Origin of the sequence: Brevundimonas sp. Root1279 (assembly GCF_001425945.1) — a bacterium.
GTDB lineage: Bacteria > Pseudomonadota > Alphaproteobacteria > Caulobacterales > Caulobacteraceae > Brevundimonas.
This window is the reverse complement of the sequence record NZ_LMEB01000008.1, coordinates 57,132-70,364: the sequence shown is the minus strand read 5'-3', so window position 1 is coordinate 70,364 and position 13,233 is coordinate 57,132. Positions and strand designations below refer to the sequence as shown.

Below are 13,233 nucleotides of genomic sequence, written 5' to 3'. Positions count from 1 at the left end.
GACCACTGCTGGCGCTTACGAGCCTCGTCGGGAGTAGATTGGATCCGGACAGGGCGGCGACCTCAACGGAGGTTGGCTATGCGCCAGTCTGACCTGTTCATTCAATCGAAGCGCCCTTGGAACGCCGGCCGTCTCATCGGTCCGAAGGCGCCTCTCAAGCCCAAGCACATCTGGGCAATCCGCCAGCAGCTGAAGGTCGCAAAGAGAGTGCGCGATCTGGCGATGTTCAACTGCGCCTTGGATGCGAAGCTCAGAGCTTGCGATCTCGTCAGGCTCCGCGTCAGCGATGTCGCGCCAGGCGGCACCCTTCGACAACGGTCTATCGTCATCCAGCAGAAGACGGGCAGACCGGTCCCCTTCGAGATCACGGAGCCAGCCAGGGATGCCATCGCGGCGTGGCTCGAGGTGCGAGGCCATCGCGACGACGACTGGTTATTCCCCAGCCGAAGTCATGCCGGGGCTCATATCGGAACCCGGCAGTACGCGCGGCTTGTCGATGAATGGATTCGGCTGATCGATCTCGAGCCGGCGGCTTACGGCACCCACAGCCTCAGGCGGACGAAGGTTTCACTCGTCTACAAGAAGACCGGCAATCTGCGGGCCTGCCAGTTGCTACTAGGCCATCGGAAGCTCGAAAGCACGGTTCGTTATCTCGGGATCGAGGTGGACGACGCCTTGGAACTCTCTGAGCAAATCGATCTCTGACACCTCGCCGGGTTCGCTCAGCGGACCCGGCGTCCGTCCGCTAAGGGTGGTTAGAGGACATTTGCGGGTTGCCTCAAGCCGCGTAGACTTGCTTGCAGACGATCAAAGGCGCGATGACCATCAGCTATGGGTTCAAAAGACAAGCCAAGCTCTGCATTCGACATATTGCTGTCCTATGCCTTCGTGCAGGTCTGGCTGATTGCAGTTGGCGCGTTCTGGTTTAGTGGCCGTGTTTGGAATTCTGGCTCATCCGTCGCCGATCCTGCGACTGACCGAACGCTCCGTCTGGCCTCTCGCGGAGACTGGATCTATGTCGAGCCGTGGCAAAGCTGGTTCCTCAACGGCGGAACGGTTGCGCTCGCTCTAGGCGTCCTGCTCTTGGGAGTGCTTCTTCAGAGATGGATTGGGAAAGCCAAACCTCCCGCATTTCACCCGATGCTATCAGCAGCAGCGGCGGTGGCAGCGGTATCATTTTGGATGACCGCCGCCAGATTTGTCGTTGTCTGAACGTCAGCAACGGGTCGGGAGCGGTTATTCGTAGTCGGCATCAAAGCGGACGTTCGACCGAACCGTCCAAGAGCGGACCTTGCGAAGGTCCATAACGGGTGGAAAGCGGACCGTTATGGTGAGGCCTTCGAACCGGCGCCGAACTTCCAATGTAGAAAGCGGGCCGCGGCGGCAAATAATGCGATCCCTAGCGCTGTCGATACCGTCCCAAGGTCGTACACCTGTCGCTCAGTTAGGAGATAGCCGAGGGCTGGTACGGCGGTGGCAATCGCAAGCTCTAAGCGAAAGTGGGGCCGCCAAAATCCCGCAATCATGCGATTAAGAACGAGCCCAAGCAAAAGCGCGAACAATAGGGTGGGCGGAAGCGATTCATCGTAAGCCAATGCGTACTCTCCAGCCGCAGCTTCCTCTCGTGATTATGAGCAGTCGCCGGGCTGAGTCCACAAAGGGTCGGGAGCCGACCTCCCCAGAGGGATGGCGGGCGGAGGACATTCCGGTATGGTCGACGTTATGCGTGCATCATTCGCGATCGCCTTCGGATTGCTTGGCACCCTTCTCGTGGGCTGCTCGGATTCCGAACCAAGCGAACTGAGGGAAGCGCATTCAGCGGAATCCAAAGTCGAATATGCAAGCTCGGGGACCGTCTTCGATTTGGCTCCCGCCGAACGCCAAGCCCTTGAGCGACGTGCCAAGTTGGGCGACGGTGAGGCGTCATTTCGCCTGTCGCAGTTTTACGGTCTGGCGGCAGGCGTGGATGGCCAGACCGACGCTGATCTCGTAAATGGCGATGATGCTGTTCAGCAACTGCGATGGTTAGAGCTCGGTGCCCGGCAAGGCCACGAAGTGGCCGAGTTCAACTTGGCGGTTGTGCTCGCCCAGAGTCGTAGGGATTGCCCGCGGGCACGCGCCCTAATGACGGTCATCAATTCGGAAAGTCCCGATCCTGGTAGGCGGAAAAGCGCCGGTTACTGGCTGCAGGATGATTCATTCGATTGCGACCGCCACGCGCCAAAGACCCGCTGATTGGTTTAGGCTAACGTCAGCTATGGGGCCGGAAGCGGACCCTCCGGCCAGGGCACCTCAAATGTCCGCTTTCGGGAGTGCAGCCAATGTCCGTTGTTGGCGCTTCTCGGACCGAAACGCCCCGTCCCTTTTGACACCCAACAGCATCTGCGAATTCCACGAGCCCCCCCCAAACCATGCAACCGAACCGAACGCCCGGGAGTATCCGGTGCAGGAGGTTCGCATGCGAGATACCGAGGTCTCCGGTTTCGTCCGCGTTCGCGGCGCGCGCGAGCACAATCTCAAGAATGTCGATGTCGACATACCGCGCGATGCCTTGGTCGTGTTCACCGGCGTGTCAGGGTCCGGCAAGTCGTCGCTCGCTTTCTCCACCCTCTATGCCGAAGCCCAGCGCCGCTATCTGGAATCCGTCTCGCCCTATGCGCGCCGCCTGTTTCACCAGATGGAGGTGCCCGAGGTCGACGCCATAGAAGGCCTGCCGCCGGCGGTGGCGCTGCAGCAGCAGCGAGGATCGCCCACCACCCGATCGTCGGTGGGCAGCGTCACCACCCTCTCCAATCTGCTGCGAATGCTCTATTCGCGCGCTGGCGACTATCCGCCGGGACAGCCGCATCTCGAAGCGGAATCCTTCTCCCCCAACACGCCCGAAGGTGCCTGTCCGCGGTGTCACGGCCTCGGCCGGATCCACGAGGTCACGGAAGCCTCGATGGTGCCCGATCCTTCGAAGACCATCCGGGAGCGGGCCATCGCCGCCTGGCCGATGGCCTGGGGCGGCCAGAACCTACGCGACATCCTGATCAGCCTCGGCATCGACGTCGACACGCCGTGGCGCGACCTCCCGAAGAAGGTGCGCAACTGGATCTTGTTCACCGAGGAGCAGCCCCAGGTACCGGTCTATCCCGGATGGACCCACGAGGAGATACAGCGCGCGGTCCGCGGCGAGATCGAGCCTGCCTACATGGGCACCTTCTCGAGCGCGAAGCGCCACGTGACCCACAGCTATGCGACCACACAGAGCGCCATGATGAAGAAGCGCGCCGCGCGCTTCATGATCGGTCGGCCTTGCCCAGTATGTGACGGCAAGAGGCTGCGCCGGGAATCGCTGTCTGTCCTATTCGAGGGCCTCGATCTCGCCGAGATGAGCCGCCTGCCCATGGCCCGCTTCTCGCAGATCTTCGCGCCTTACGCCGAAGCGAAAGCCGGCAAGCTCATGGCGTTGCGCAAGACTCACCCTGAGAAGGCCTTGGTGGTCGAACACATCGCCGGCGATCTGTGCCGCCGGCTCTCGGTGCTGCTCGATCTGGGCCTCGGCTACCTCACGCTGGAACGCAGCACCCCGACCTTGTCGCCCGGCGAGCTCCAGCGGCTGCGGCTCGCAACCCAGGTTGTCTCCAACCTGTTCGGGGTCGTCTATGTGATGGACGAGCCGTCCGCCGGACTCCATCCCGCCGATACCGTGGCGCTGCTCCGGGCGCTGGACGGTCTGAAAGCTGTCGGCAATTCCCTGTTCGTCGTCGAGCACGAGATGGATGTCGTTCGCCGCGCCGACTGGATCGTCGATGTCGGCCCCGCCGCCGGCGAGCACGGCGGTGAGATTCTCTACGCGGGCCCGATCGAGGGCCTGCGCAAGGTCGCCGCGTCGGAAACCCGGCGCCATTTGTTCGACGAAGACGCCGGGATGCCAAGCCGACAGCGCGAGCCTGCCGGCTGGCTGCGACTGGAGGCGGTCTCGCGCAATAACCTGACGCAGGTCGACTGCGCGATCCCGCTCGGCGTGATGACCACCGTCACCGGGATCTCCGGCTCGGGGAAATCAAGCCTTGTTAGCCAGGCGTTGGTGGAGCTGGTGGCCGGCGCGCTCGGCGCCCCGCTCGCGGGCGAACCCGAGGCGGACGCCGAAGCCGCGCTCGAGGAGGACCCCACCGGCGCGACCGAGGGTCGAATCCTCGGCGGTCTCGAAGGAGTTCGTCGGCTGATCGAGGTCGACCAGAAGCCCATCGGCCGCACCCCGCGCTCCAACCTCGCCACCTATACCGGCCTGTTCGACCATGTCAGAGCCCTGTTCGCGGCGACCCCCGAAGCCAGGAAACGCCGCTACGACGCCGGCCGCTTCTCGTTCAATGTCGCCAAGGGCCGTTGCCCCCGCTGCGAGGGGGAGGGCTTCGTCATGGTCGAACTGCTCTTCCTGCCGAGCGTCTATGCCCCCTGTCCCGCGTGTCACGGCGCCCGCTACAATCCCAAGACACTCGAGATTCTCTACCGCGGCAAAACGATCGCCGAGGTGCTCGCGCTCACTGTCGAGGACGCCTGGGACTTCTTCAGCGACGCGCCCAATGTTTGCCGGTCGCTCAAGGTGCTTCGCGAGGTCGGGCTCAACTATCTCCGCCTCGGACAGCCTGCCACCGAGTTTTCGGGCGGCGAAGCGCAAAGGGTAAAGCTCGCCACCGAGTTGCAGCGCGCCCAGCGCGGCGGCGCGCTCTATGTGCTCGACGAGCCAACCACCGGCCTTCACCCGACCGACGTCGAACGCCTGCTGAGCCAGCTCAATGCCTTGGTCGACGCCGGCAATAGCGTCATACTGGTCGATCACGACATGAAGGTGGCCGCGGCCAGCGACTGGGTGATCGACATCGGGCCCGGCGCCGGCGACGAGGGCGGGCGTATCGTCGCGAGCGGCCCGCCCCCGAAGGTGGCTGCTAGCCGGGCGAGCCGAACGGCGCCCTATCTTGCTCGCGCGCTCGGCGTAGGATCAGCACAGAGACCTCCGTCCGCGGCGCTTGTTTCGGAGGGATGATGTCCCGGCCCCATGCGAAGACCCATGGCGCAGAACGCGGTCTTGATCGCTTCGAGGGATTTAGCGACGCGGTTTTCGCAATCGCGCTGACCCTGCTCATCGTCGAGATCAAGGTCCCTGGTTCTCCGCAGGGACCCCAGGGCTACACAGGTCTGCTGCAGGCCATGGCGGATCAGTGGCGCGAGCACCTGGCCCTGTTGCTCTGCTACGTCGTGATCGGCGCCTATTGGCTGCAGCACCATTATTCCGGGCGGATATATAGCAGAAGCGACCACTGGTTCGGCGCGATCAACCTTCTGTTCCTGCTAGCCATCGTCATCGTTCCATACCCGATCCGTATCTGGTGTTTCCATCTTGGCTCCGGGTTTGAACCCGTCGCGTCGGTGATTTTTGCGACTGGTCTCGCCCTCATCGCGTGCGTCTGGATGGCCAAGTGGTTCTACGGCCTGTCAGGCCGGCGCGTGATGGACGAGCGGCTTGCGGCCGACTTTCTCCGCCAGATGACGCGCCGTTACGGCTTTGCGGCGTTGATCCAGATCGCTGCGGTGCCGCTCTCGGTGTTCGCGCCCCGGCTTGGCGTGGCGGTCGCGCTGCTCTGTGTCGGCTTCTTCCTGCTGCCTCAGCCGAAACCCCGCTACAATCCGGGGGAGTACCCGGGCGGGGAGAAAGAACCAAACGCGCAGCAGTTACCTTGACCCAAGTTGGCCACAGTGGATGTCACCAGGGTTCGGAAGCAGCTCCCGGTCTCGCCAGCAAAGGTCGGTTTCTTTCCAGGCGCGCTAGCCTTCTGAGCGTAACAGGCGGACGGGGCAAAGGGATGAAGGTCCGCTCTGGGGCCAGTGATCAGAGTCTGCTTCTGGCGCATCTCGGTCATTGCTTCCGGATCGCCGCAGTTCTTCGGCAGGGCCGGGCGGCGGTGGGACCGCCCGGCGAATGTACGTCGGTGGACGTCAGAGTTCCTGAGCGGTCGGCCGGAACAGGATTTCATTGATGCCGACATCCTCCGGTTCATTGATCGCGAAGGCGACCAGCCGGGCGAGGGTCTCGGCGGGCACGCCGACCTGGCCGACATAGTCCTGGTTTGCCTGCTGCACGTCCTTTTCGCTGATGTGGTCGAGGAGCTCGGTCTTCACCGCCCCAGGCGAGATGATCGTGCTGCGAATATGGTGGGACGCCATCTCCTGCCGCAGCCCTTCCGAGAGCGCGCGGACCGCGAACTTGGTCGCGGAATAGACGGCCGAGCCGCCGAACAATTTGTGACCCGCCACTGATGAGACGTTGATGATGTGGCCTGACTTCTGAGCGACCATGTGGGGAAGCGCAGCGGCCACGCCGTAGAGCACACCCTTCAGATTGACGTCGATCATCTGGTCCCACTCGTCGACCTTCACCCGCTCCAGCGGGGACAGGGGCATGACCCCGGCGTTGTTGATCAGCACGTCGATGCGGCCGTAGGTCTCGATGGCGGCGTCGATCAGTCGCTGAAGGTCTTCCCGCTTCGTCACGTCGGTCTGCACGGCGATGGCCTTGCCGCCGGCCTCAGTGATCTCGCTCACCAGGGCGTCGATGCGGTCGGTTCGCCGGGCGCCTAGGACAACCGCGGCGCCCTTTCCGGCCAAGTGACGGGCGGCGGCGGCGCCCATGCCGCTGGATGCGCCGGTGATGACGACGGTCTTGCCTGTGATGTTGTCGGTCATTGCGATTTGCCTTGATCTCAAAATGGAGGGAGTGGGTGGTCAGTCTTCCGGGATGATCTCGATCCGCGCCCTGCCGGCCTCCACAGCCGCCAGCGATGAGGCGTCGCCCTCGAGGCGGCCGAGGCGGACGAGGCCGCGAGACCAGGCGAAGTCCCGGTAGTAGATCGCGAGATTGCCCCATGGGGCGAAGTAGGCGATGTCGCCGACGACGGGATCGGCGCCGTCCGGCGCGCCGGCTGTCGATAGCCGCCGGGGCAGGTCGGCGACTTTCTCAGTGCTATTGTAGTCGTCGAGCGTGACCTCGATCGGCAGCAGGGAAGCGAAGTCGCGCGCCGTCTCGCTGTCTTCCAGAACAGCGGTGAAGACTTGATCGGTCGTGGTTATCCTGATCCGCATGGTTTGCTACGCTACAGCGCGTGCCTGATCCCGTCCGTTCGCGGCGTCGGCTGTCGTCGCGGGACTGCTGCAGGCGCCGCTGATGGCGACTGCGGCTAGCACCGCCAACATCCGGCGCATCGGCCTAACGCTCGGCTTCAGCCGCGGGAGTGCCACCGAGATATTGCTCGTCAGTGACGTGCTCCATCCAGGTGACCGGCGAACCGTTCTGGCTTTCCTGGATGGCGATGTGGGTCATGGCCTCGTGCGGCGTGGCGCCGTGCCAGTGCTTGTGACCGGGCGGGCACCACAGGATGTCGCCGGCATGGAACTCCAGCCTGGGACCGCCCTCGATCTGAGTCCAGCCGACGCCTTCGGTGACGATCAGGGTCTGGCCCAGCGGGTGGACGTGCCAGGCGGTGCGAGCGCCGGGCTCGAAGCGGACGATGGCGCCGCCGACGCGCGATGGGGCCTCGCGCTGGAACTGGCCGCTGATGGTGACGCGGCCCGTGAACGTTTCGGCTGGCCCCTCGATGGTGGTCTGGTCGGCCTTGCGGCCGATTTCCATGACGGGAGCGCCGTCTCGTGTTTGCATGGGGGTTTCGCCGCCGAACAGGGCGGGCGTGGCTGAGAGGATCGAGGCGATCACGACAGGTGCTCCTCAAAGAAGCGGGTCAGTCGATCGAACGGGATCAGATCGACGCGGTCGTAGAGATCGACGTGGCTTGCGCCGGGGACAATCACCAGTTCCTTCGGCTCGGCCGCCGCCGCGAAGGCGGTCTCGCTGAAGTAGCGCGAGTGGGCGTTCTCGCCGTGGATCAGCAGGATCGGTCGGGGCGAGATTTCCGCGATGTAGGTCATGAGCGGGAAGGTCATAAACGACAGCGGGGTCGTGACCGACCAGGCGTTGCCAGAGTTCACGGCCCGTGCGTGATAGCCGCGCGGCGTCATGTAGTAGGCGTGGTAGTCGACCAGGAACTGGGGTTCGCCGCCCTTCAGTTCGTTGGAGGCGGGGCCGTAGGTGGGGCCGCCGTTGCGGGCATCGACCCAGCGCTGGCGGCTCACCTGCTCCAGCGATTGCGCGCGTTGCTCGGGCGTGACGCTGTCGTTGTAGCCGCGCGACATGACGCGGCTCATGTCATACATGGTGCTGGTCGCAACGGCTTTGACCCGCTTGTCCGTCGCGACCGCGTTCAGCGCCATGCCGCCCCAGCCGCAGATGCCGATGACGCCGATCCGTTCCTGATCGACTGAGGGATTCAGGCCGAGGAAGTCGACCGCCGCCATGAAGTCTTCGGTGTTGATGTCGGGCGAGGCCACGTTGCGAGGCTCACCTCCGCTCTCACCCGTGAACGAGGGGTCGAAGGCCAAGGCCGCAAAGCCCCGCTCGGCCATCGTCTGGGCGTAGAGGCCCGAGGACTGTTCCTTCACGGCGCCGAAGGGGCCGCCGACCACAAGCCCGGCCAGACGCCCGCCCGAGCGGTTCTTCGGAAGATAGAGGTCGGCGGTGAGGCGGATGCCGTACCGATTCTCGAAGGTCACCTTCTCGTGGTCGACGGCGGCGCTCTTGGGGAACACCTTGTCCCATTTGCTGGTCATGGTCTGTGCCTTCACGGGGTTGGGGCGGGCGAGGATGCCGACGCCGAGCGCGGTGGCGCCCGCGCCGCTGAATTTCAGGAGATCGCGACGGCCGAAGCGGCGCATGGTCGTCTCATGCGGAAGGGTTTCAGAGATCATCATGGGTTTCCCTCTGGTTTGAATGAGCAGGGTTCAGCAGGCGGGTCCCGTCACGGATCAGGACGAGAGCGAGGAGCGCCAGTGCGACGCTGCCGATGAAGGTCGCGTGGATGGATATGCCGTCGAGCAACCATCCACCGACGACGGCGCCGAGCAGGATGGAGGCCTGCACCGCCGCGACCATCAGAGCGCCGGCAGCCTCCGGCGCATCGGCGGCATTGCGCGACATCCAGGTCATCCAGATCACCGACATGGCGGTGTTCATGACGCCCCATACGATGAGCAGTGCGCCCACCACGATCCACGAACCGCCGAACAGCAGCAGTCCGAGGGTCGCCGCGCCCATGATCAAGGCCGGCAGCTTCAGAAGAGAGGCGATGTCGTCCTTGATGAAGCGGCCCGCCGCCCAGGTGCCGACGAAGCCGGCCACTCCAAGCGCCAGAAGAAGCAGGGAAAGGAGGGTCACGTCCGCGCCGGTCACGCGCTCCAGGAACGGCCGCAGATAGGTGAACATGGTGAAGGCCGAGCCCCAGGAGAGCATCGAGGCGGCCAGGCCTAGGGCGAAGTAAGGGCGACGCAGCAGGGCGAGCATCGACCGGACGTCCTGACGACCGCGCGCCGGCAACGACGGCAGGGCAACGAGGTGCCAGACCAGATTGATCGCGACCAGCGGCGTCAGCGCCCAGAAAACCTCCCGCCAGCCGAGCAGTCCCCCGACGTAGCTGCCGATCGGCGCTGCGAAGGCGGCGGCGATGGCCTGGCCGCCATACATGATGGCCAGAGCCTTGGGCACGTCCGAAGCCGGGACGAGGCGCATGATCACGGGCGTCGCGAGGGCCCAGAAGCCGCCGATGCAGACGCCGAGCAGGGCGCGCCCGATCATCAGCACCGAGAAGTTCGGGGCCGCGGCGACCATCGCCAGCGAGACCAGCATCAGCGCCGTCATGCCGACCAGCACACCCTTTCGGTTCAGGCGCCCGGCGACCGTAGTCACAAGCAGGCTGGCCACGATCGCGAACAGGCCGCTGATCGAGATCGCTTGCCCGGTCTGACCCACGGTCGCGTCGAGTCCCGCGGCCATCGGCGTCAGCAGGCTGACCGGCATGAATTCCGATGCGATCAGCAGGGCGACGCAGAGCGACATCGACAGTACGGCCCCCCAGTCGCTGGAGGCCGTCTGGGTGGCGGGATCTTCAATCGGGTATGCGGGGGTGTCGGTCATGGTGCGACAGAAGCTAGTCCCGCAGCACCTTTCCGATTAGCCAGCTTGATCGGCATGCTCTAATCGACTGGATCGATTAATCCCGACCGGAGGCCAAGGCGTTGTCGACCGATTTCAACCAGCTCACCTGGTTTCAGGCGGTAGCGGAAGAGCGAAGCTTCACCAAGGCCGCCGCACGGTTGGGGGTCGCCCAGTCGACCCTGAGCCACACCATCAAGCAGCTGGAAGCGCGTCTGGACATTCGTCTCCTGACGCGGACGACACGCAATGTCGCCCTGACGGCAGCTGGCCAGAAGCTGCTGCAGACGATCACGCCGAGACTCGGTGAGATCGAGGATGAGATCGCCGCCCTGAGGGCGTTTCGCGACACGCCGTCCGGTTCAATCAGACTGACCTTATCGGATCATGCTCTGGAGACTGTGGTCTGGCCGAAGCTCAAGCCGGTGCTCGAAACCTATCCCGACATCAAGGTGGAGCTGGTTCTGGACAGCACGTTCCGCAACATCGTGGAGGACGGCTACGACGCCGGAGTCCGGCTGGGCGAGAGCGTGGAAAAGGACATGATCGCGGTGCGGATCGGTCCCGACTGGCGCCTCGTGGCGGTGGCGTCGCCCTCCTACCTTGCGGAACGCGGTCGGCCCGAACACCCCCGCGATCTGGTCCGACACCTTTGCATCAACACCCGTCACCAAAGCTCCGGCGGACTCTACGCCTGGGAGTTTGAAAAGGACGGGCAGGAACTTCGGGTACGGGTCGACGGCCAGGTGGCGTTCAACAACTCATACGCTCAAGTCGATGCGGCCCTCGGCGGCTTCGGCATAGCCTACATCCCCGACAGCATGGTCGTGGACCACCTGGCGTCCGGCGCTTTGGAAAAGGTGCTCGACGACTGGTCCCCCACCTTCGACGGCTATTTCCTCTACTACCCGAGCCGCCGCCAGAACCTCTTGGCCTTCCAGATCATCGTCGACGCCTTGCGCCATCGAGTTCGCTGAAGAACTGGCTCCAACGTCTCGTTCCGGCGATCAGCCGAAGGTCCGCTTCCGGCGCTGTCCCGACGCCGCAGCGAAGGGTCGGAAAGCGGACCTTGGCACCGCCGCTAGCATGCGACCTTCGGAAGCGCCGCCGCGAAAGGCACGTGGAGCGGCTTCGGGGCGACCTAACCGGCCAAGCCAATACGCGCGCGGTCTGAGCTGCCCAGTGGCCTCCAGACGATTGCGGGATAGCGGGAAAAGGTCCGTTTTCCGACACAGGAACCTGACGCCCCGAACAGCATTTTTTGCGGCGGAGAAAGGCCGTGAGCGTCCCGACTACACCTTCTGACACAGCTGTTTACGCGCTCGCGGGCATCTATGTGTACGGAGCAGTTCCAATGACGGATGACAAGACGAACGCCGGCGGCGCCGACCGCCAGCGGATCAGCCTCGAAGAAGACTACGAGGTCCGCGACTGGAGTCAAAAATTCGGCGTCAGCGAGCAGGCGCTTCGCGACGCTGTCGCTCGCGTCGGCAACATGGCCGCCGATGTGCAAAGGGAGCTGGGAGGCCGTCGCTGATGGCGCTCGATCCGACCTGGTTATTGGCTGCCGTTTTGCTCGGGCTCGCCGGCGGCGGTGCTTGGGTGGTCTGCCGGATAAGCCGGCCGCCACGCGTACGGCCCGGGTCACATCGGTCGCGAGATCTGCCGAATGACTGATCAACTTCAGACGCGGCTGACACCCCTCGAGCGGGCCTTCGAACTCGCGTGCACAGGGCGCTATGGAACGATGGGGGAGATCGCCAATGCCCTGGCGAAAGAGGGCTACACGGTCGACGAGCGCCGCCAGCTGTTCGGCACGACATTGTCTCGCCAACTGCGCGACATCTGTCGATCGGCGCGCAACTCAGATTTGTCGCCAACATTGTCCGGCGGGCCGGGCGAGCGAATGTAGCTCGGATATACGCGCCGTGTCGGGCCAGCTGTGTAGCCTGCTGCAGTAAGCCGCGGACGGCCGACGGTAGTTGAACCCACGCCCCAGGAGTGGACGTTGCCTAAGTCGCTAACGGGCGAATGCGGAGGGTCGGTGAAGCGCGCTCCGAATGTCCGCTGTCCGCCAACGAGCCAATGTCCGCTGCTGGCGCATGGCGGACATAAACGACGCAAGCCCCTCCCGAGTCCGGCTAGGCGGAAAGCAGCTAGCGCGCAGCCTCAGCGTCGTTACCGCATGAGAGGGGGCATGGCCGACATCGCTTCAGGGACCGCGGCCGCGCTCGATGGCCGAAGGCAAAATATGTTTTGCATCGGGCACGAGCGACGCTGCAGAGGATCGCGAAGCTGGACAGCGGACGTGCTTCACGAAGGACGAAACGGCCAGGACCTGCGGTCCCGGCCGTCTATCGTCTTACATGGCGGCCTTGATGGCTTCGGCTTCGCGCAGGTGAGCCTCTACCTTGGGCAGGGTGTCGCGGGCGTGAGCCGCCAGCGGCGAGTCCTGATCGGAGAAGCCGCGTTTGAGGGTCAGGGCCTCGTTGTGCGAGGCGATCTGCTGATCGGTCCAGACCCGGTCGAAGTCAGCGGCCGATGCGGAGCGCAGGTTGTCGATGAGACCCTGACGCCGCTCGTCCAGGGCGGTCGGAACGGGCGCTTCCGGTGCGGCCGTGGGCAGGAGGGCCTTGAGCGCCGCGGTGGAGGCGGTGTGGTCGGTCTTGATCATGCCGGCCAGCGTCTTCAGGCGGCTGTTCTGCGAGCGCTCAAGTGCGATATCGGCGGCCTGAATTTCGTACATGTCTCCAGTCGCGGCGCCTGTCACATAGCCCGCGACCGTGTTGGCGCCGACGGTGGAGGCGGACATCTGGCCGACGGGACCCGCGGCCGCGTCCTGGGCCGCGTCGACGGGCTCGGGACTGCGTTCCTGGCTGCAGGCTGCGAGGAGGACAGCGCAGGCGGCGCCGGCCAGAAGAGGTTTGAACATCGCGGTTCTCCTGATGGGGCCGGTTGAACACACGCCCTTTCAAGATGTTCCGAATGTCCGTGAGTTGGTGCCCCTCGCTTCCTCCTTCGTTCGGCGGCCGGTCCCGCTATCTCGTGTCCAGAACCGGATTGAGCGGAGCCATCCTGCGTTCGCGGGGTTGAGCGCTTCTGGCGTGAAACGGTGCACATGGCGAATCCTCCCCAAGTCCTCGGCGAACAGTCTC

14 protein-coding genes are annotated in these 13,233 nt (G+C 64.5%); 8 read left to right on the top strand and 6 right to left on the bottom strand.

Going from position 1 to position 13,233, the window contains the following annotated elements:
- The first annotated feature begins 78 nt into the window (after positions 1-78).
- The 5 genes from ASC65_RS12475 (at position 79) to ASC65_RS12465 (ending at position 5,724) form a co-directional block, all read left to right on the top strand.
- Positions 79-705, top strand: coding sequence for a tyrosine-type recombinase/integrase (locus ASC65_RS12475; protein ID WP_056453737.1), 627 nt, complete (start codon positions 79-81; stop codon positions 703-705).
- Positions 706-831: 126 nt separating this feature from the next.
- Positions 832-1,212: a hypothetical protein gene (locus ASC65_RS17200; protein WP_156459657.1), complete on the top strand. Its 381-nt coding sequence runs from the start codon at positions 832-834 to the stop codon at positions 1,210-1,212.
- Positions 1,213-1,710: 498 nt separating this feature from the next.
- The gene (locus ASC65_RS17195; RefSeq protein ID WP_156459656.1) at positions 1,711-2,235 is read left to right on the top strand and encodes a hypothetical protein; all 525 of its coding nucleotides are present in this window, start codon (positions 1,711-1,713) and stop codon (positions 2,233-2,235) included.
- Positions 2,236-2,458: 223 nt separating this feature from the next.
- Positions 2,459-5,029, top strand: a complete 2,571-nt coding sequence (locus tag ASC65_RS12470) for an excinuclease ABC subunit UvrA (RefSeq protein ID WP_056453734.1) — start codon at positions 2,459-2,461, stop codon at positions 5,027-5,029.
- On the top strand, positions 5,026-5,724 hold the full coding sequence (locus ASC65_RS12465; RefSeq protein ID WP_056453731.1) for a TMEM175 family protein: 699 nt from the start codon (positions 5,026-5,028) through the stop codon (positions 5,722-5,724). Before ASC65_RS12470 ends, ASC65_RS12465 begins: the two co-directional genes overlap by 4 nt.
- Positions 5,725-5,979: 255 nt before the next feature.
- On the opposite strand, the gene ASC65_RS12460 is transcribed toward ASC65_RS12465, so the two are convergent.
- The 5 genes from ASC65_RS12460 to ASC65_RS12440 all read right to left on the bottom strand — a co-directional run bounded on the left by ASC65_RS12460 (position 5,980) and on the right by ASC65_RS12440 (position 10,060).
- Positions 5,980-6,726: an SDR family oxidoreductase gene (locus ASC65_RS12460; RefSeq protein ID WP_056453729.1), complete on the bottom strand. Its 747-nt coding sequence runs from the start codon at positions 6,724-6,726 to the stop codon at positions 5,980-5,982.
- Between the two features lie 39 nt (positions 6,727-6,765).
- Positions 6,766-7,122, bottom strand: a complete 357-nt coding sequence (locus ASC65_RS12455; protein ID WP_056453726.1) for a cyclophilin-like fold protein — start codon at positions 7,120-7,122, stop codon at positions 6,766-6,768.
- A 124-nt stretch (positions 7,123-7,246) separates the two neighbouring features.
- Complete coding sequence (locus tag ASC65_RS12450; RefSeq protein ID WP_200939838.1) at positions 7,247-7,750, bottom strand: (R)-mandelonitrile lyase; 504 nt, start codon at positions 7,748-7,750, stop codon at positions 7,247-7,249.
- A complete protein-coding gene (locus tag ASC65_RS12445; RefSeq protein WP_056453723.1) occupies positions 7,747-8,841 on the bottom strand; it encodes an alpha/beta hydrolase in 1,095 nt (364 codons plus the stop codon). The genes ASC65_RS12450 and ASC65_RS12445 overlap by 4 nt, the downstream gene beginning before the upstream one ends.
- Positions 8,828-10,060 carry an MFS transporter gene (locus tag ASC65_RS12440; RefSeq protein ID WP_056453720.1) on the bottom strand — a complete coding sequence of 411 codons (1,233 nt, stop codon included), beginning with the start codon at positions 10,058-10,060 and terminating at the stop codon, positions 8,828-8,830. The genes ASC65_RS12445 and ASC65_RS12440 overlap by 14 nt, the downstream gene beginning before the upstream one ends.
- 101 nt (positions 10,061-10,161) lie before the next feature.
- Between ASC65_RS12440 and ASC65_RS12435 the strand changes: the two genes are divergently transcribed.
- From ASC65_RS12435 to ASC65_RS12425, 3 genes are all read left to right on the top strand, one after another.
- Complete coding sequence (locus ASC65_RS12435; RefSeq protein WP_056453718.1) at positions 10,162-11,055, top strand: LysR family transcriptional regulator; 894 nt, start codon at positions 10,162-10,164, stop codon at positions 11,053-11,055.
- A gap of 377 nt (positions 11,056-11,432) precedes the next feature.
- Complete coding sequence (locus ASC65_RS12430; protein ID WP_056453715.1) at positions 11,433-11,615, top strand: DUF3606 domain-containing protein; 183 nt, start codon at positions 11,433-11,435, stop codon at positions 11,613-11,615.
- Positions 11,616-11,747: 132 nt separating this feature from the next.
- The gene (locus tag ASC65_RS12425) at positions 11,748-11,990 is read left to right on the top strand and encodes a hypothetical protein (RefSeq protein ID WP_056453712.1); all 243 of its coding nucleotides are present in this window, start codon (positions 11,748-11,750) and stop codon (positions 11,988-11,990) included.
- Positions 11,991-12,440: 450 nt separating this feature from the next.
- On the opposite strand, the gene ASC65_RS12420 is transcribed toward ASC65_RS12425, so the two are convergent.
- The gene (locus tag ASC65_RS12420) at positions 12,441-13,010 is read right to left on the bottom strand and encodes a DUF4142 domain-containing protein (protein ID WP_056453709.1); all 570 of its coding nucleotides are present in this window, start codon (positions 13,008-13,010) and stop codon (positions 12,441-12,443) included.
- Positions 13,011-13,233 lie beyond the last annotated feature (223 nt).